General features: G+C 72.9%; 17 protein-coding genes. 13 read left to right on the forward strand and 4 right to left on the reverse strand.

The features are described from left to right. Nucleotides 1–4: 4 nt before the first annotated feature. Complete coding sequence (locus tag ABD999_RS42050; RefSeq protein WP_148030011.1) at nucleotides 5–958, reverse strand: aldo/keto reductase; 954 nt, start codon at nucleotides 956–958, stop codon at nucleotides 5–7. Nucleotides 959–1,270: 312 nt separating this feature from the next. Between ABD999_RS42050 and ABD999_RS42055 the strand changes: the two genes are divergently transcribed. Next, entirely contained in the window at nucleotides 1,271–1,975 is a 705-nt protein-coding gene (locus ABD999_RS42055; protein ID WP_148030012.1) for a 4'-phosphopantetheinyl transferase family protein, read from the forward strand. Further along, entirely contained in the window at nucleotides 1,972–2,817 is an 846-nt protein-coding gene (locus ABD999_RS42060; protein ID WP_148030013.1) for a TIGR03621 family F420-dependent LLM class oxidoreductase, read from the forward strand. The genes ABD999_RS42055 and ABD999_RS42060 overlap by 4 nt, the downstream gene beginning before the upstream one ends. On the opposite strand, the gene ABD999_RS42065 is transcribed toward ABD999_RS42060, so the two are convergent. Beyond that, nucleotides 2,798–4,180, reverse strand: a complete 1,383-nt coding sequence (locus ABD999_RS42065) for an NDP-hexose 2,3-dehydratase family protein (RefSeq protein WP_271279807.1) — start codon at nucleotides 4,178–4,180, stop codon at nucleotides 2,798–2,800. The genes ABD999_RS42060 and ABD999_RS42065 overlap by 20 nt on opposite strands. 133 nt (nucleotides 4,181–4,313) lie before the next feature. Between ABD999_RS42065 and ABD999_RS42070 the strand changes: the two genes are divergently transcribed. Genes ABD999_RS42070 through ABD999_RS42080 form a run of 3 tightly spaced genes read left to right on the forward strand, consistent with a single transcriptional unit; the run spans nucleotide 4,314 to nucleotide 6,759 of the window. Beyond that, a complete protein-coding gene (locus ABD999_RS42070; RefSeq protein ID WP_271279806.1) occupies nucleotides 4,314–4,907 on the forward strand; it encodes a DUF1707 SHOCT-like domain-containing protein in 594 nt (197 codons plus the stop codon). Nucleotides 4,908–4,925: 18 nt separating this feature from the next. Further along, on the forward strand, nucleotides 4,926–6,146 hold the full coding sequence (locus tag ABD999_RS42075) for a class I SAM-dependent methyltransferase (RefSeq protein ID WP_271279805.1): 1,221 nt from the start codon (nucleotides 4,926–4,928) through the stop codon (nucleotides 6,144–6,146). A gap of 40 nt (nucleotides 6,147–6,186) precedes the next feature. After that, nucleotides 6,187–6,759 carry a dTDP-4-dehydrorhamnose 3,5-epimerase family protein gene (locus tag ABD999_RS42080; RefSeq protein WP_219548604.1) on the forward strand — a complete coding sequence of 191 codons (573 nt, stop codon included), beginning with the start codon at nucleotides 6,187–6,189 and terminating at the stop codon, nucleotides 6,757–6,759. A 4-nt stretch (nucleotides 6,760–6,763) separates the two neighbouring features. Here the strand turns inward: ABD999_RS42080 and ABD999_RS42085 are convergent, their stop codons facing one another. Next, complete coding sequence (locus ABD999_RS42085; RefSeq protein WP_271279804.1) at nucleotides 6,764–7,864, reverse strand: DegT/DnrJ/EryC1/StrS family aminotransferase; 1,101 nt, start codon at nucleotides 7,862–7,864, stop codon at nucleotides 6,764–6,766. A gap of 206 nt (nucleotides 7,865–8,070) precedes the next feature. Here ABD999_RS42085 and ABD999_RS42090 point away from each other — a divergent pair, with 206 nt between their 5' ends. Further along, nucleotides 8,071–9,237: a macrolide family glycosyltransferase gene (locus ABD999_RS42090; RefSeq protein ID WP_345483224.1), complete on the forward strand. Its 1,167-nt coding sequence runs from the start codon at nucleotides 8,071–8,073 to the stop codon at nucleotides 9,235–9,237. Next, nucleotides 9,237–10,676 (forward strand): AfsR/SARP family transcriptional regulator, encoded by a 1,440-nt coding sequence (locus ABD999_RS42095; protein WP_345483225.1) that lies wholly within the window; start codon nucleotides 9,237–9,239, stop codon nucleotides 10,674–10,676. The genes ABD999_RS42090 and ABD999_RS42095 overlap by 1 nt, the downstream gene beginning before the upstream one ends. 227 nt (nucleotides 10,677–10,903) lie before the next feature. Here the strand turns inward: ABD999_RS42095 and ABD999_RS42100 are convergent, their stop codons facing one another. Then, nucleotides 10,904–12,469, reverse strand: coding sequence for an FAD-dependent monooxygenase (locus ABD999_RS42100; RefSeq protein WP_271279726.1), 1,566 nt, complete (start codon nucleotides 12,467–12,469; stop codon nucleotides 10,904–10,906). Here ABD999_RS42100 and ABD999_RS42105 point away from each other — a divergent pair. The 6 genes from ABD999_RS42105 to ABD999_RS42130 all read left to right on the forward strand — a co-directional run. After that, nucleotides 12,416–12,562 carry a hypothetical protein gene (locus tag ABD999_RS42105; protein WP_261808894.1) on the forward strand — a complete coding sequence of 49 codons (147 nt, stop codon included), beginning with the start codon at nucleotides 12,416–12,418 and terminating at the stop codon, nucleotides 12,560–12,562. The two genes, ABD999_RS42100 and ABD999_RS42105, sit on opposite strands and share 54 nt — an antisense overlap. Nucleotides 12,563–12,637: 75 nt before the next feature. Next, entirely contained in the window at nucleotides 12,638–13,387 is a 750-nt protein-coding gene (gene fabG / locus ABD999_RS42110) for a 3-oxoacyl-ACP reductase FabG (RefSeq protein WP_187281015.1), read from the forward strand. 48 nt (nucleotides 13,388–13,435) lie between these two features. Beyond that, nucleotides 13,436–13,726, forward strand: a complete 291-nt coding sequence (locus ABD999_RS42115) for an acyl carrier protein (RefSeq protein WP_148030022.1) — start codon at nucleotides 13,436–13,438, stop codon at nucleotides 13,724–13,726. After that, a complete protein-coding gene (gene fabZ, locus ABD999_RS42120; protein ID WP_148030023.1) occupies nucleotides 13,723–14,211 on the forward strand; it encodes a 3-hydroxyacyl-ACP dehydratase FabZ in 489 nt (162 codons plus the stop codon). Before ABD999_RS42115 ends, fabZ begins: the two co-directional genes overlap by 4 nt. A 3-nt stretch (nucleotides 14,212–14,214) precedes the next feature. After that, complete coding sequence (locus ABD999_RS42125) at nucleotides 14,215–15,291, forward strand: aminomethyl transferase family protein (RefSeq protein WP_271279724.1); 1,077 nt, start codon at nucleotides 14,215–14,217, stop codon at nucleotides 15,289–15,291. Between the two features lie 33 nt (nucleotides 15,292–15,324). Next, on the forward strand, nucleotides 15,325–17,363 hold a 2,039-nt coding region (locus ABD999_RS42130), incomplete at its 3' end, for a beta-ketoacyl synthase N-terminal-like domain-containing protein (protein ID WP_345483226.1).

Genomic DNA, 17,363 nt, shown 5'->3' on the forward strand with positions numbered 1-17,363 from the left:
CGCGTCAGAGCAGGGGAGCGGGCGACCGGCCGCCGGTGTCGGGGGGGAAGCCCTGGGGAGACAACCCCGTCAGCCACTCGCGGGACTCGGGAGGCAGCTCGACCGCCGAGGCGGCGATGTTCATCTCCAGGTGCACCTGGTCGCGCGTGCTGGGGACCGGCACGATGTGCTCCTCGCGCGACAGCAGCCAGGCCAGCGCCAGCCGGCCCGAGCCCAGGTCGAGCCGCGCCGCCACGGCTTCGAGCCGCTGCAGCGGCCCGGCGTGCGACCGGAGCCGCTCGGGCCGGAACCTGGGGTCGGCGCGCCGCCAGTCGCCCGGGTCCAGGCGGTCGTCGGACCTGATGCGGCCGGTGAGGAAGCCGCGGCCGAGCGGGCGGGCGGCCACGACGGACACGCCCAGCTCGCGCGCCGTGGCGAGCAGCGCGGAGTCGACGCAGGTGCCCCAGAGGGAGTACTCGATGGCGAGCGCCGTGACCGGATGCACGGCGTGCGCCCGCCGGAGCTGGTCGGGAGTGCCGTTGGACAGCCCGATGTAGCGGATCTTGCCGGCCCGCACCAGGGCGGCCAGGCGGGTCATGCTGTGCTCGATCGGGACGCGGGAGTCCTGGCAGTAGAGGTAGTAGATCCCGACGTGGTCGGCGCCGAGGCGCTTGAGCGAGGACTCGCAGGCCTGTTCGAGGTAGTCGGGCCTGCCGTCGAACTCCACCGGCTCCTCCGGCCCGCGCACGCGGGCCCCGCCGCGGGTGGCCACCACGACGTCGTCGGACCGCCCGGCGACGGCCCGGCCGATCAGGCGCTCCACCTCGCCGGCGGCGTAGAAGTCGGCCGTGTCGAGGAGGGTCACACCGGCGTCGAGCGCCCGGCGGACCACCCGTTCGGCCTCGGCGGGGTCGACGCTGCCGTAGGCGCCGCTCAGAGCCAGCGAGCCGAGCCCGATGTTCGAGATGAGAGGCCCCATCCGGCCTAGCCTCGTGTAACGCACCGAATTCCCTTCATGCGTCCATTATCGGGAACAGTTCCCGGTGAATCGCCGGTATTTTACGACCACTCGGGTGGAGCAGGTGCCGTGATTTGCCCGAGATGTGTTAAGCCACAGACTCCCCCTGCGGCAGTAGGGGTTTCAAGGCCGGGCCCGGCAGAGACCCCCCTATCAGCCCCCTAATTCCGGTGACAGAGGCGGAGGTCCTTCTTTCGGGGCCGCAGGAAATCGTGGTATTTCGTTACTGTGCGGGGGTTTCCCGCGGCGACGGGTGCGAGGAGGGAGATGCGGGTGATCGAAGCGATTCTGCCCGCGACGATCCACTCCTACGACGCCTTCGGCGACCCGCCCGACGCCGTGCTCCTGCCCGCCGAGGAAGAACTCGTCCGCCAGGTGGCCGACAAACGGCGCCAGGAGTTCACCACGGCCCGCCACTGCGTGCGCAAGGCCATGGAACGACTGAACCTGCCGCCGGTGCCCGTCCTCACCGGCACCTACGGCGAGCCCCGCTGGCCGGCCGGCCTCATCGGCAGCATCACCCACTGCGACGGCTACCGCGCCGCGGCCGTCGGCGCCGTCGGCGGGACCGTCGGCATCGACGCCGAGCCCGACGCCCCGCTGCCGTCCGGCGTGGAGGAGGCGGTGACCCTGCCCAGGGAGCGTGAGATGCTGCGCCGCCTGGCCGCCGAGCACCCGGGCCTCAACTGGGACCGCCTGCTGTTCAGCACCAAGGAGTCGGTCTACAAGGCGTGGTTCCCGCTGGCCAGGCGCTGGCTGGACTTCCAGGACGCGGCGATCGTGCTGGACCCGGAGCGCGGCACGTTCCACGCGCGCCTGATGGTGCCGGGGCCGCGCTGGCAGGGCCGGCCGCTGACCGGGTTCCACGGCCGGTGGACGGCCGGGCGCGGTCTCCTCCTCACCGCCATCGCCATGATCGAGCCCCGGGCCGCCGCCGTGCCCCGGCAGGCCCGCCGCTCCGAAGGAGCCGCCCGATGACCCCTCTGCGGTTCGGTGTCGTCCTGATCACCGAGGACTGCTCGGGGGCCGGATGGGCGGCCAAGTGCCGGCGCGCGGAGGCGCTGGGCTACGACGTCATCGCGGTGCCCGACCACCTGAACCTGCTCTCGCCCTTCCCCAGCGCGACGCTGGCCGCCGAGGCCACCGAACGGGCGGTCATCGGGACGTACGTGCTCAACGCCGCGTTCCACCACCCCGTCCTGCTGGCCAGGGACGTCACCACCACCGACCGGCTCATCGGCGGACGGCTGGAGCTGGGGGTCGGCACCGGCTACGTCAGGTCCGAGTTCGCGGCCCTGGGCCTGCCCGACGACCCGGCCTCGCGCGTCCGCCGCCTGGAAGAGCTGGTCGGCACGCTCGACACGCTGCTGCGGCACAAGGGGCCGCCGCTGATGATCGGCGGCCACGGCGACCGGGTGCTGCGGCTGGCCGCCCGCAGGGCCGAGATCGTCAGCTTCACCGGCGCCCCCTACCGGGCGGAGTACGGCAGGACGGCGCTGGTCGACGCGGAGACGCTGCTGCGGCGGGTCGAGTTCGTCCTGGCCGAGGCGGGGGCGCGCGCTCCGCGGATCGAGCTGAACGTGCTGTCCAAGGCCACGGTGCTGACCCGCGACCGGCGGGCCGGCGCGGAGACCGTCCGCCGCTACGCCCCGGACCTGCCGCCCGAGCGGCTGCTGGAGCTGCCGACGCTGTTCGTGGGGACGCCCGCGCAGATCGCGGAGCAGGTGCGCGAGCACCGGGAGAGGTTCCGCCTGTCCTACTTCACCGTGATGGAGCCGGCCATGGAGGACTTCGGCAAGGTCATCGAGCTGCTGCGGTGAGCCGCTCGTCGCGCGTCAGGCCGTGCAGGCAGGCGACGAGGGTGCGGGCCTCCACGTTGAGGTAGTAGCTGTGCCGCAGCAGCTCGTCCAGCTGGTGCAGGGCCAGCCAGCGGAAGTCCGGGTGGCCGGGCAGCGGGTCCTCGTCGGTCTCCACCACGAGGTAGCGGTTGCGGGCCCGGTAGAAGCGGCCGCCCTCCTCCGACAGCACCGTGTCGAAGCGCACGCTGTCCGGCCGGGCCGCCAGCACCTCCGTCAGCAGCGGCGGCCGGGCGCGCGGCGGCAGGTGGTCGTAGTTGCCGGGGGTGCACTGCACGGTCGGGGCCAGCTCCACCACGTCGGTGTAGCCGGGGTCGGCGCGCGCGTGCGCGAGAGCGTGCAGCACCCCGCCGATCCGCATGACCAGGAACGCGACGACCCCGGTGCCGACGGGCGCGATCATCGGCTGGTCCCAGCCGCCGACCTCGCGCCCGTGCGCCCGCACGCGCACCCCGATGACCTCGAAGAACCTGCCGGTGTCGTGCGCGATGCGGCCGCCGGCCCGCCGCCACCCGCGCAGCCGCCCGAGCGCCAGCGGCCTGGCCTGGATGTCGGTCGTGGAACGCAGGCCGCTCAGCCAGCTCAGGATCTCGCCCATGCCGTGCGCGGCCCGCCGCCCCGGCACGCGGGAGCGCGCCACGAGCGCGCCGAAGCCCTCGTCACCGTCCCGCGCGCCGCCCTGGGGCGGCAGGCAGGCCAGGACCGTACGGGCGTCCATGTTCACCAGGTCGGGCACGGCCAGCAGCTCGTGCACGTGCCGCAGCGGCATCCAGCGGAAGCCCTCGGCCGCCGGCACGTGCGCGGCGACCTCGACCACCATGTTGCGGTTGCGCTTGCGGTAGAACCACGCGCCCTGTTCGGACTGGCGCACGTCGACGAGCACCCGGCCGCGCGGCTCGCGGAAGAAGCCGAGGTACGGCACCCGCCGCCCCTCGTGCACCCGCGTGTAGTTGCTCCTGGTGGCCTGCACGGTGGGCGAGAGCTGCGGTCCGCCGACGTTCCCCGGCTCGTTCTTGGCCTGCATCAGCAGGTATGGCACCCCGTCCACGCGCTTGAGCAGGATGCCGAGTATGCCCGCCTCGGGCTGGTTGATGATCGGCTGCGTCCAGGAGGTCACCGGCCCCGCGGGATGCCGGACGTCGAGGCCCTCCACGGTGAAGAACCGCCCGCTCCGGTGGCGGATGTCGCCCGTCTCCGGGTCCTCCCGCCAGCCGGTCAGCTCGTCCAGGGGCACCCGCGTCGCCTGCATGAAGGTGTGACCGGCGATCTCCGCCAGCCAGCCGCGAACGTCGATGATGGCAGCCTCCTCACCCCTGGCCCCCGTCACGGCCGAACCTGTCACGGCGCGGCGACGCCGCTCAACCCCTACCGGCCCGGCCTCGGTCCCCTGTCGGGTCGGCCTCGGGGAAATAGGGGTTATGCGCCGGTGAGACCCTTCATAGCCTTCTAGGGTGGACGCCATGACCGAGCAGCCGGACATGCGAGCAAGCGACCAGGATCGCGAGAGAGTGGCCGAGATGCTCCGCGTCGCGGTCGGCGAGGGACGCATCACCCTCGAAGAGCTCAACGAGCGGGTCGACCGCGCCTACACCGCCATCACCCGTGGACAGCTGGAAGCCCTGGTGGCGGACCTTCCGCAGGTCGGCCTGCCGGTCCCGGTCAGTCCCACGATGCCGCTGTCCGTCCCCACCACGGGCGGGCTGGAGTTGCACACCCGCAGCGGCAAGGTCGTGCGCCACGGACGCTGGTCGGTGCCCCCGTACATCAGCGCCAAGGCGGGCCGCTTCGGCACCGTGAAGATCGACTTCACCATGGCCGACTGCCCGCACCGGGAGATCGTGCTCGACGTGGAGATCACCTCCTGGTTCGGCGACGTGGTCGTCATCCTGCCGCGCGGCTGGCTGGTCCGTGAGGAAGGAGTCGTACGGCGCTGGATGGGCGCGGTCTTCAACCGCCCGCCCGTGCCGCTCGCCCACGACGGTGTCCTGATCCGGCTCACCGGATACGTGCAGACCGGGGACGTGTGGGTGCGCTACCGCCATCCCGAGGGCTGAACGATCATGGAGGAGCGCATGGAGTGCCGCGTCTGTTCAGGAAAGCTGCACGGGTTCGCCGACTTCGGGAGGCAGCCGCTCTCCGACCACTTCGTCCTCCCCGGCGACCCGGCGCCCGAGTTCTTCTTCCACCTGGCCGTCGGGGTCTGTGAGGACTGCTCGATGGCCCAGCTCCTCGAAGAGGTGCCGAGGGAACGGATGTTCCACGAGAGCTATCCGTACCTCTCCTCGGGGTCGGCGGTGATGCGCGAGCACTTCGAGGGCGTGGCGAAGCGGCTGCTCGCCACCGAGCTGACCGGTCCTGACCCGTTCGTGGTCGAGCTGGGCTGCAACGACGGGACCATGCTCAAGACCGTCGCCGACGCCGGGGTCCGGCATCTCGGCGTCGAGCCGTCCGGCGGGGTGGCCGACCTGGCGGCGGCCCGGGGCGTGCGCGTGCGCAAGGACTTCTTCGAGGCCGGCGTCGCCGCCGCCGTCCGCGCCGCGGACGGGCCCGCCGACGTGATCTACGCGGCCAACACGCTCTGCCACATCCCGTACGTGGACTCCATTCTGAGCGGGGCCGACGCGCTGCTGCGCCCCGGGGGCGTGCTGGTCTTCGAGGACCCCTACCTCGGCGACATCGTGACGCGCCGCTCCTTCGACCAGATCTACGACGAGCACTTCTACTTCTTCTGCGCCGCCTCCGTCCGCGCCATGGCCCGCCGCCACGGGTTCGAGCTGGTGGACGTGGAACGGCTGCCGGTGCACGGCGGCGAGGTCCGGTACACGCTGGCCAGACGCGGCGCGCGGACCCCCACCCCGGCGGTGGCCGCCCTGCTGGCGGAGGAGGAGGCCCGGGGGCTGACCGAACTCGCGACGCTGCGCGACTTCGCGGCCCGGGTCGCCGCCAACCGCGACGACCTGGTCGCGCTGCTGACGGGCCTGCGCGATCAGGGCGCCCGCGTCTACGGGTACGGCGCGACCGCCAAGAGCGCCACCGTGCTCAACTACTGCGGCATCGGCCCGGACCTGGTGTCGTTCGTCTGCGACACGACGCCCGCGAAGCAGGGCAGGCTCACGCCCGGCTCCCACATCCCGGTGCGCGGGCCCGAGGCGTTCGCCGACCCGTACCCCGACTACGCGCTGCTGCTCGCCTGGAACCACGCGGAGGAGATCATGGCGAAGGAGACCGCCTTCCGGGAGGCGGGCGGCCGCTGGATCCTGTACGTCCCCGAGGTCCACCTCGTGGGGGCCTGACCGTGGGCCCCGGCCGTGCGCGGCGGGCCGGAGGGCGCCCGTGAGGCACCGTGAGCTCGCCGTGACCGGCGCGTACGCGTTCGATCCGGACGTCTTCCGCGACGAGCGGGGCGACTTCGCCTCGCCTTACCAGGAGAGGGCGTTCGTGGCCGCGGTCGGGCGGCCGCTGTTCCCCGTCGCGCAGGCCAGCAGGAACGTCTCCCGGCGCGGCGTGGTGCGCGGCATCCACTACACGCTCACGCCGCCCGGCACCGCCAAGTACGTCTACTGCGCGGGCGGGCGGGTCCTCGACCTGGTGGTGGACCTGCGGGTGGGGTCGCCGACGTTCGCCCGGTGGGACGAGGTGGAACTGACCGCCGGCAACGGCCGCGCCGTCTACTTCCCGCCCGGCGTCGGCCACGCCTTCGTCGCGCTGGAGGACGACACCGTGGTGAGCTACCTGCTCTCGGCGGAGTACCGCGCGGAGAACGAGCTGACGCTCTCGGTGTTCGACGAGGAGATCGGGCTGCGGCTGCCCGCCGGCCCGCCGCCGATCCTCTCGGAACGCGACAGGACCGCGCGCACCCTGGGCGAGGCCGCGGCGGCCGGCCTGCTGCCGGAGTACACCTCCTGAGCTGTCACAGGACGTCGCGGAGCGCGGAGATGACCTTCTCCTGGAGGCCGGGCGGCAGCGACGGGTACATCGGCAGCGAGAAGATCTCCCCGGCCAGCGCCTCGGTGACCGGGAGGCTGCCCGGCGCGTGACCCAGGTGCGCGAAGCCCTTCATGGTGTGCACCGGCCACGGGTAGCTGATGTTGAGGTGGATGTCGTACCCGCGCAGCGCCTCGATGATCTCGTCGCGCCGCGGATGGCGCACCACGTACAGGTAGTAGGCGTGCTCGTTGCCCTCGGCGGTCTCGGGCAGCACCAGGCCGGTGCCGGCCAGGCCGTCGGCGTAGCGGGCGGCCACCGCTCTCCGGCCGGCGACGTAGCGGTCGAGCCGGGTCAGCTTGCGGCGCAGGATCTCCGCCTGCACCTCGTCCAGGCGGGCGTTGTGGCCGGGCGTCTCGACGACGTAGTAGGTCTCCTCCATGCCGTAGTAGCGCAGCCGCCGCAGCGCGCGGTCGATCTCGCCGTCGGAGGTGATCGTCGCGCCGCCGTCGCCGTAGGCGCCCAGCACCTTGGTCGGGTAGAAGGAGAACGCCGCCGCGTGGCCGATCGACCCCGCCGGCCGGCCGTGGTGGCGGGCGCCGTGGGCCTGCGCGCAGTCTTCGAGTATCACCAGGTCGTGGCGGGCCGCCAGCCGCTCCAGCGGCGCCATGTCGACGCACTGGCCGTAGAGGTGGACGGGCAGCAGGCACCGCGTCCGCGGCGTGAGGGCCGCCTCCACCTCGCCGACGTCCATCAGGTACGTCCGAGGGTCGACGTCGACGAAGACCGGGACCGCCCCCACCGCGTCGACGGCGACCACGGTCGGCGCGGCGGTGTTGGCCACGGTGACGACCTCGTCGCCCCTGCCCACGCCCAGCGCCTGCAGGGCCAGCTTGATGGCGTTGGTGCCGTTGTCGACGCTCACGCAGTGGCGCACCCCGTGGTAGGCGGCGAACTCCGCCTCGAAGGAGCGCACGCTCTCGCCCAGGACGAGCTGACCGGAGCGGAACACGGTCTCGACGGCGTCGATGATGTCGGCTCGCTCGGATTCGTATTCCGGTAGATAGTCCCAGACCCGCGTGGGCATCGTCGTCCTCCTCGCAATTGCGGCCAGGGTAAACAGCGCCGCGGGCCGCGCGGAACCCCTAGGAATGGGGGTGGAATCAGGGGGAGGCGAACCGCGGTGAGGGGGAGTTTAGGGGTGCTGCCTTCCGGCGGCCGATCATTAGCTTGAGTGAGCGACCGATACGCTGAACCAGCGGGAGAGGTGACATGACGCGGCACTTTCTTTTCATGTGTCAGCCCGATCACGGTCATGTGATTCCCCACCTTGCCGTGGTCGCCGAATTGGTCCGCCGGGGAAACCGGGTCACTTATTTGACCGCGCGCGCGATGGCGCCTCAGATCGAGAGCGCGGGCGCCACGGTGCTCTGCTACGACTCGGCCTACCAGTCGGTGGATCTGCGCAAGCTGGAGGACGACCCGCTGGGCCTGCTCTCCCTTTTCCTGGACGAGAGCGCGGCGATGCTGCGGGCGGCCGAACGGCTGCGCGACCGGCCCGACCTGATCGTCTACGACATCTCGATCCTGCACGCCGGCCGCGTCCTGGCAAGGAAGTGGAAGCTCCCGGCCACGCAGCTGATCCCGGTGTTCGCGTCGAACGCCCACTTCTCCTACCTCTCGTCCATCTACGGCGGGCAGGAAGCGGAGCGGGAGCTGCCCGGCTGGGTCGACGACATGCTCGGCAGGACGCGGGACCTGGCGCTCGCGCACGGCGTCGAGGCGGACCCGGCCGAGCTGTGGTGGGAGGTCCAGGACTCCAACCTGGTCACCCTGCCGCGCTCGTTCCAGTTCGCCGGCGAGACCTTCGACGAGCGGTTCGCGTTCGTCGGACCGTGCCTCGGAGAGCGCGCCTTCCTGTCCGGATGGGAGCCGCCGGGCGACGGGCTGCCGGTCGCGCTGCTGTCCTTCGGCACCGTCGCCAGCGGGCGCCCCGACCTGGTGCGCACCTGCGTGCGCGCCTTCGCCGAGCTGCCCTGGCACGGCGTGGTGACGCTGGGCGACGGCATGGACCCGGCCGAGCTCGGCCCGCTGCCGCCCACGATCGAGGTGCGCCGGTGGGTGTCCCACCTGCGCGTGCTCGAACACGCCTCGGTGGCGGTCACCCACGGCGGCATGGGCACGGCCATGGAGGCCCTCTACTGGGGCTGCCCGATGGTCGTGGTGCCGGCCACGGCCGTCGACCGGCCGGCCGCGCGGCGGATCGGCGAGCTGGGGCTCGGCCGGGTCGTCGAGCCGGCCGAGCTGACCCCGGAGAGCCTGGTCGACGCGGTCCTCGCGGTGGCGGCTGACCCGGAGTCGCGCCGCAACGCCGAGGCGATGCGCCGCGACATCAGGGCCGCCGGCGGCACCTCACGGGCCGCCGACGTGCTCCGGCGCCGCGCGGCCGGGGCCGCCTGATGGGCGCGCCGCTGTCCGGGCCCGCGCCGGGGCCCGCCTTCGAGTTCCGCGTGCTGGGGCCGCTCCGGGTGTTCAAGGACGGCGACGAGCTGCCGATGAGCGCCAACAGGGAGCTGGCCATCCTCGCCTGCCTGCTCCTGAACGCCAACCGGGTGATCAGCGTGGACCGGCTGGTCGAGGCGGTGTGGGCCGGCTCCGCGCCGCGCAGCGCCTGGCGGCAGGTCGCGATCTGCGTGTCACGGCTGCGCCGCAGGCTCGGCGCGGGCGTGATCGAGACCTCCAGCCCCGGCTATCTCCTGCGGGCGCCCGACGACAGCATCGACTGGCTCAGGTTCACCGCCATGGTGGCGCGGGCGCGCGAACAGGCCGCCCGCGACCAGCAGGGCGCCGTCACGCTGCTGCGCGAGGCGCTCGCGCTGTGGAGCGGCAGCCCGTTCGAGGACCTCAGAGGGCTGCGGTACGACGTCGCGCGGATGGCCGAGTGGCGGCTGGAGGCGCTGGAGACGTGCCTGGAGCTGGAGATCGAGCTGGGCAGGCACCATCAGGTGATCCCCGAGCTGCTCGCCCTGGTCGCCGAGTCGCCGTTCCGTGAGCGGGTGCGCGCCCAGCTGATGCTGGCCCAGTACCGCGCCGGGCGCCGGGCCGAGGCGCTGCGCACGTACCAGGAGACGCGGCGCTTCCTGCTGGAGCAGATCGGCCTGGAGCCGGGGCCCGCGCTGCGGCGGCTGCACGAGCAGATCCTGCGCGACGAGACCGCGCTGATGCGCCCGCCCGCGCAGCGGCCCGCCCCGGTCGTGCCCAGCCAGCTGCCGCCGCAGGTGCTGCCGTTCGTGGGCAGGGACGGGGAGCTGGCCGGGCTCGACGCCGCCCTGCGGCCCGGGCGGGAGGCGCCCGGCGCTCTTGTGGTCACGGGTCCGCCGGGGGTCGGCAAGACCACGCTGGTGCTGCGGTGGGCGCACGCCAGGATCGACTGGTTCCCCGACGGCCAGCTCTTCGCCGACCTCGCGGGCATCGAGGGCCACGCCGTGCTGGACCGGTTCCTGCGGGCGCTCGGCGAGCGCGACCTTCCCGCCGACCACGCCGAGAAGGTGGCCCTGTACCGCAGCCGGACCGCCCGCCGAAGGATGCTGGTGGTGCTGGACAACGCCGGCGACGGCGACGAGGTGGCGTCCCTGTTGCCGGGCGGCCCGGGCTGCCGGGTCGTGGTGACCAGCGCCGACCCGCTGGACGACCTGGTCGCCAGGCAGGGCGCGCACCGCGTGTTCCTCGCGCCGCTGGGGGAGGAGGCGGCGCGTGAGCTGGCGGACATGCTCGTGGGCGCGGCGGGCACGGCGCTCGGCCCCGAGGCGGTGACCGACCTCGTCGCCACCTCCTGCGGCAACCCGCTCTCCCTCCGCCTCGGCGCCGCCCGCCTCCGCACCCGCGTCGCCCGCGTCTGACCCGCGCGGCCGCTCCCTGCGTCCGCGTCGCCCGCGTGCGCCGCGCCCATGCTCAGCGCGCCCCGGTCGGGGTGGCGCTGATCTGCGCGCTCGCGTCCGAGGAGCGCCTGATCTGCGCGCCCGCGTGCGCCGCGCCCGCGTCCGAGGAGCGCTTGATCTGCGCGCCCGCCTGCGCCGCGCCCGCGTTCGGGTGCCTTTGACCTGCGCGCTCGCGGTCGGGGCGGGTGTCAGTTTCGGGCGAGGATGGCCGACAGCGCTGTGGACAGCTCTTGCGCCGCGTCGTGCGGAGGGGACGTGGTTCGCCAGGCGACGTGGCCGTCCGGGCGGATGAGGACCGCGCCGGCCTCGCCGACGCCGTACTCCTCCGTCCAGGTCGCCGAGTCGTACGCGCCGGTTGGGAAGATTTGGACCGTGGCCAGGTCGGCGCCGGTCTGGGCGGAGGCGCGCGCCCACGCGGGGGCCGCGGTCATCAGGGTGAAGCGGGGGCCGAGCAGGTCCAGGGTCGAGACCTGCCCGCCGGGACCGGTGAGCCACACGTGGGGGGCGCGGTGGCCGGGCCGGGCCGAGGGGACGTAGGTGCGGTAGGGGTCGGCGGGCGCGGGGGCGGGGGTGCCGTCCGGGACCACGGCCGCGGACTCGTACGCGAAGCCGAGCACCAGCCCTTCGCAGCTGCGCCGCCCCGCCTGCTGGTCGACGGCCTCCCGCATGGACAGCCGCCCCTCCATCATGTTGAAGGTGATCAGGGCGTTGTTCAGGCTCTCGTCCACGGTCCACACGGCGACCGGACGCCGTTCGGCCGTGTAGGTGTCCAGCAGCGCCGGGCCCGCCGCGCCGCGCAGCACGGCGGCCAGCTTCCAGGCCAGGTTGTGGGCGTCCTGGATGCCGCAGTTCATGCCGAAACCGCCCTGCGGCGTCGCCACGTGCGCGGCGTCCCCGGCCAGGAAGACCCGGCCGGACTGGAAGCCGTCGGCGACCTTGGCCTGCTGCAGCCAGGGCATCACGCCGAGGATGGTGACCGGCAGGCCGGGCACCCCGACGGCGGCGCGCACGGCGGCCAGGCAAGCCTCCTCGGTGAAGTCGGCCGGGCTGCCGCCCTCCTCGGGCTCGTACCCGGTCTGCACCATCCACCGCCGCCCGCTGTCGACCGCCTCCACGGCGCACGGCGGGTCGCGCAGGAAGGACAGCGCGGCCCGCCGGTCGCGGGGCAGGAAGCCCAGGTCGGCCTCGAACATGATGCTGATCATGTGGCCGAGCACCGGCGGCCCTTCGGCCTTGATGCCGAGCGAGTCGCGCACCCCGCTGCGGCTGCCGTCGGCGGCGACCACGTACCGGCAGCGCACCAGGGTCTCCTCGCCGCCGCCCGAGACGACCGCCTCGACGCCGCCCGCGACCTCGCGCATCGACGTCATGGTGGTGCCGAACCTGACCTCCGTCGCCGGCCCCGACTCGGCGGTGCGGCGCAGGATGACCTCCAGCAGGTCCTGGGAGCAGAGGAAGGTGTAGGTGGGGCTGTGCGGGGCGTCGCGCCGCAGCGCCGCCGCCGACCGGACGAAATCGTCCGCGGTCAGCGAGCTGCCGACGCCCACGGCGAGGAACTCCTCGCGCGGCATTCCCGCGGCTTCCACCTCGTCCTGAATTCCCCACGAACGGAAAATCTCCATCGTGCGGGTGGTGATGAGCCGGGCCTTGGGGAAATGCGACGTCCCCTCGTGTTTTTCGACCAGCAAGGTGGATATTCCGTGGCGGGAAAGCTCGATGGCCGCGGACAATCCGACGGGCCCGCCCCCGACCACCAATACATCGGCCTCGCGCTGATCCATGGCGTCAGCATCGAATATGTCGATTACCTCAGTCAATGTGGGGATATCCGCATGATACAGGCGTGATATCCCCAGTTAGTAGCTTACATGGGGTAGATCCAGACAAGTCATTCTGCGATTGCCGAATTCCTGGAGACGCCGATGCTGTTCACCCAAGGCTCCGTGGCCCTGGTCACAGGGGGGTCGCGCGGGATCGGCCGGGCCGTCGCGCTCGACCTGGCCAGGGAGGGCGCCCACGTCATCGTCAACTACGCCAGGTCGGAACAGGACGCCAAGGAGGTCGTCGCCCTCATCGAGGAGGAAGGCGGCAGCGCGACGAGCGCGCGGGCGGACGTCACCGACGAGGAGTCGGTACGTCGCGTGTTCCGGGAGATCCGGGCCGACCACGGCCGCCTCGACGTGCTGGTGACCAGCGCCGGCATCACCCAGGACCGCTTCCTCATCGCCATGAGCCTGGAGCAGTTCCGCGGCCCGGTGGACACCAACCTCATCGGCACCTTCCTGACCTGCCGGGAGGCGCTGAAGCTGATGCAGCACCAGCGCAGCGGCTCGATCGTGACCCTGTCCTCCTCCAGCGGGCTGGACGGCGGCTTCCCCGGCCAGACGAACTACGTGGCCTCCAAGGGCGCCATCATCGCCTTCACGCACGCGCTGTCCAACGAAGCGGCCCCGCACGGCGTGCGGGCCAACGTCGTCGCGCCCGGGTTCGTCGCCACGGACATGACCCGCAAGGTCCCCGTCGCCATCAGGAAGCAGTACGAGTCGCGCATCCGCCTCGGCCGGATGGGCCGGCCCGAGGAGATCGCCTCGATCGTCAGCTTCCTGGCCTCCGACAAGGCGTCGTACATGTCCGGCTCGGTGGTCGTCGCCCACGGCGGCGGCCTCGGGTGAGCCGGCCCTCCCGACCCAAGGCACTAGGCCGTGTTCTTAGGAGAAATCATGACCATCGACGAACTGCGCGCGAAGGCCGCCGAACGCCAGCAGACCTGCGACCAGATCAAGAAGATGATCGTCTCGCGGCTCGACCTGGAGATCGAGCCGGGCTGGATCACCGACGACCAGCCGCTGTTCGGCCGGGGCCTGGAGCTGGACAGCCTCGACGTGCTCGAACTCTACGTCGCCATCGAGGCGGAGTTCGGGGTCGCGCTCTACGACAGCGAGATGGCCGTCTTCGGCTCGGTGTCGCGGCTGGCCGACGAGATCAACCCGGCGCTGCGGGCCCGGGGATGACGGTTACCGAGGCGAAGCCCGCCGGCCTGCGGCCGGTGAACGGGCTGACCCACGACCAGATCCGCGCGGTGCTGCCGCACCGCTGGCCGATGCTGCTGCTGGACCGGGTCGGCAAGGTGGAGCCGGGGGTCAAGGGCACGGCCACCAAGAACGTCGCCGGCACGGAGCTGTGGTTCCAGGGCCACTTCCCGAACGAGGCGGTGCTGCCCGGGATCGTGATCGTCGAGGCGCTGGCCCAGCTCGCCGGCGTGGTCTTCGCCCTGGCCGGAGCCAGCGAGATCAGCTACCTGGCGGGCGTCAGGTCGATGCGCTTCCGGCGCCCGGTCGTCCCCGGCGACCAGCTCGCCCTGACGGCCGAGCGGACCGGAGGCGGCGGCGGATTCGCGGAGTTCCGCGTGTCGGCCCGGGTGGCGGGCCAGGTGGCCGCCGAAGGAATTCTCACGATCGCCGATCCGGCGGGTCAACGTTCTGTGCGAAAGGTGTGAACCATGACCAACGTCCTCGCGGCCACGCATCCTGAGGGCACCGTCTACGGCGAGATCGGCGACGCGACCGTGCCGCTGCGTTTCTCGGCCTCGCCCGAGGCGCTGTCGGAGGAGTACACGGCGCTGAGGGAACGCGCCGCGGTCATCGACCTCGGCGGGCACCGGCTCATCGAGATCACCGGCCCCGCCGCGGTCGAGTTCGCCCAGCGGGTGCTGGCCCGCGACGTGGAGTACCTCACCTCCGACCGCTGCATGATGAGCCTCGTCCTCGACGAGGACGGGCGGATCGTGGACCAGGTGATCGCCTTCGGCCGGGAGGACGGGATCCTCCTGGAGAGCTCCTGCGGCGCGGGCGCCCGCCTGCTGGAGCACCTGCGGGCGCGGAACGACGAGGGCGCCGAGATCGCCGACCGCTCGGAGGACCTGGCGATCGTCGGGCTGGAAGGCCCGTACGCCTGGGGCGTCGTCGGCCGGTTGATCGACGCCGAGCTGGCCTCACTGCCGTTCGAGTCCGTGGCGGAGGCCACCTGGGACGGCGTGGACGTCGTCTTCGCCAGGACGGGCTTCACCGGCGAGTACGGATACCAGATGATCGTGCCCCGGGAGTCGGCCCCGGGCCTGTGGAGCCTGTCGGTCGAGCACGCCCGCCCCGCCGGGCAGGAGGCCCTGGAACTGGCGATGCTCGAGGTCCGCCAGCCGATGCCGCGCCACGAGGCCACCCCGGGCGCCTCGGTGATCGAGATCGGCGCCAACTGGCTGGTCGACATCACCAAGGAGTCGTTCGTGGGCCGCGAGGCCGTGCTGGAGGCCTTCGAGTCGGGCGCCGGGCGCTCCACCGTCGGCTTCACCTGCGCGGTCGGCGTGCCCGCGCCGGGCACCCGGCTCATGGCGGGCGACCAGGTCATCGGCGAGGTCGTGCACGCCGTGCACAGCGTCGGGCTGAACGCCACCCTCGGCCTGGCCCGCGTGGACCGCGACCTGGCCGCGGCCGGGCTCGAACTGTCGGCCGGCGGCGTCGGTGTCACCACGCTCACCAGTCCCTACATCGTCCCCAAGAGCTGGAGCGTGCCGATCATCTGATCGGCCGGCCCGCTTCTCGTGAAGGAGACATCCATGGCGCTGCGGCCCGTCGTCGTCACCGGCCTGGGCATCATCTGCGCGGCCGGTCGCGACCCCGCGGACTTCTGGCTCCGGCTGACCAGCGGCAGCGGCGGCCTCACCCCCGTGCGGGACGAGGCGTACGCGGTGTTCGAGGCCAGGCACGCGGGTCAGGTGCCCGACGAGTGGATCACGTCGCAACTGCCGGACGCCGACGCCTCTCTCGACCGTACCGCCCAGCTGGCGCTCGTCGCCGCGCGCCAGGCGATGGCGGGGCTGACGGCCGCCGACCCCGGGCGGTTCGGGATCATCCTCGGCAAGTGCCAGGCGACGCCGGACCAGGCGGGGCGCTACCAGCCGATGCACCGCACCGGCGACGTGGTCGCCGAACGGCTGGGCCTGCGCGGGCCCCGCATCCTGGTCTCGACCGCCTGCGCGGCCGGCGGGAACGCGGTCGGTCTCGCCAAGGACAAGATCCTGGCCGGCGAGGCGGACGCCGTCCTGGCCGGCGGCGTGGACCCGCTGCTGTTCGGCACGTACGCGGGCTTCGCCGGGCTGCAGGCGCTCAGCACCGGCCCGTGCCGCCCCTACAGCCGCTCCGACGGGCTCAACCTGGGCGAGGGGGCGGCCTTCCTGCTGCTGGAGCCGCTGGACCTGGCCCTGGCCCGGGGGGCGGTCCCGCTGGCCGAGGTCGCGGGCTACGGCCTGTCGGCCGACGCCTACCACGCGACGGCGCCCGACCCGACCGGCAGGGGAGGGGCCGCGGCCATGCGCCGCGCGCTCGCCGACGCGGGCCTGTCGCCCGGCGACGTGCACTACGTCAGCGGTCACGGCACCGGCACCCCGGCCAACGACGCCATGGAGGCCAAGGTGATGCGCCTGGTGTTCGGCGAGCGCGCCGGGCAGGTGCCCACCAGCAGCATCAAGTCCTTCCTCGGCCACACGCTCGGCGCGGCGGGCGCGGTCGAGGCGGTCGCCGCGGTGCTGGCGCTGCGCCACGGCGTGGCCCCGCCCACCATCGGCTTCGACGGGGAGCCCGCGGCCACCGACCTGGACTTCGTGCCGAACGTGGCCCGGCCCATGGACATCGAGACGGTCGTGTCCAACAACTACGCGTTCGGCGGCAACAACGTCTCCCTCGTGCTGACGCGGCCACGCGGGCCGCGCGCGTACGAGGACCCGCCCCGCAGGGAGGCGGTGATCACCGGGCTGGGGCCGGTCACCGGCGCGGGCACGGGCATCGCCGAGGTGAGCGCCGCCATCTCGGCCGGGGTTCGCGCGGCGGGCCGCCCGCCGTCGCTGGACGGGCGGACGTACGCGCCGCGCTCGTTGTGGCGGCACATGAACCGGCTGTCCCGGATGGCGATCGCGGCCTCGCGCCTGGCGTGGGAGGACGCGGGGCTGAAGCTGCCCAGGAAGGCGCTGGACGACGTCGGGCTCATCTTCGCCACCGGCGCGGGGTCGGCCGAGAGCACCGGCGGCTTCGACGAGAGCATCGCGCTCAACCCGAACAAACCGGCGGTCCTGAGCTTCTCCAACGTGGTGCTGAACGCCACCGGCGGAGCCGTCTGCCAGACGCTGGGCCTGCGCGGGCCGACCACCACCATCTGCAACGGCGGCGCGTCGGCCTCGATCGCGCTCGACTGCGCCCTTGAGCTGATCAGCGCGGGCAAGGCCGAGGTGGTCCTGGTGGTCGCGGCCGACGAGCGGCCCGGCGAGGCGTTCGGTGACCCCTCCGACCCGCCGACCCCGTACGAGAAAGGCGCGGCGGAGCCCGTGCCAGGGTCGGCGGCGGTGGCCTTCGTCGTCGAGTCCGCCGACCACTGCGCGGGCCGCGGCGGCCGGGCCTACGCCCGAGTGCTCGCCACCACCCACGCCACCCACGACCCCACGGACGCCCATGTCCCGGCGGGCGCGCGAACCGCTGAATCTCTCAGTTCGCCTACAGAAGCGGTCGGTGCGGGAGGGGCGACGTCCGTGGCCACGGCGGAACTCGCGGTCTCCGCGAAGTCGCCGGACTCCGGGACCTCCCCTATCTCCTCGACCTCCGCAAT

This window comes from Nonomuraea ferruginea (genome assembly GCF_039540635.1).
GTDB lineage: Bacteria > Actinomycetota > Actinomycetes > Streptosporangiales > Streptosporangiaceae > Nonomuraea > Nonomuraea ferruginea.

Excerpts from the sequence above, each read along its gene's own strand:
- fabG (WP_187281015.1), top strand. The coding sequence starts at position 12,638 with ATGCTGTTCACCCAAGGCTCCGTGGCCCTGGTCACAGGGGGGTCGCGC.
- ABD999_RS42050 (WP_148030011.1), bottom strand. The coding sequence starts at position 958 with ATGGGGCCTCTCATCTCGAACATCGGGCTCGGCTCGCTGGCTCTGAGC.
- ABD999_RS42095 (WP_345483225.1), top strand. The coding sequence starts at position 9,237 with ATGGGCGCGCCGCTGTCCGGGCCCGCGCCGGGGCCCGCCTTCGAGTTC.
- ABD999_RS42090 (WP_345483224.1), top strand. The coding sequence starts at position 8,071 with ATGTGTCAGCCCGATCACGGTCATGTGATTCCCCACCTTGCCGTGGTC.
- ABD999_RS42060 (WP_148030013.1), top strand. The coding sequence starts at position 1,972 with ATGACCCCTCTGCGGTTCGGTGTCGTCCTGATCACCGAGGACTGCTCG.
- ABD999_RS42125 (WP_271279724.1), top strand. The coding sequence starts at position 14,215 with ATGACCAACGTCCTCGCGGCCACGCATCCTGAGGGCACCGTCTACGGC.
- ABD999_RS42075 (WP_271279805.1), top strand. The coding sequence starts at position 4,926 with ATGGAGTGCCGCGTCTGTTCAGGAAAGCTGCACGGGTTCGCCGACTTC.
- fabZ (WP_148030023.1), top strand. The coding sequence starts at position 13,723 with ATGACGGTTACCGAGGCGAAGCCCGCCGGCCTGCGGCCGGTGAACGGG.
- ABD999_RS42085 (WP_271279804.1), bottom strand. The coding sequence starts at position 7,864 with ATGCCCACGCGGGTCTGGGACTATCTACCGGAATACGAATCCGAGCGA.
- ABD999_RS42115 (WP_148030022.1), top strand. The coding sequence starts at position 13,436 with ATGACCATCGACGAACTGCGCGCGAAGGCCGCCGAACGCCAGCAGACC.
- ABD999_RS42070 (WP_271279806.1), top strand. The coding sequence starts at position 4,314 with ATGACCGAGCAGCCGGACATGCGAGCAAGCGACCAGGATCGCGAGAGA.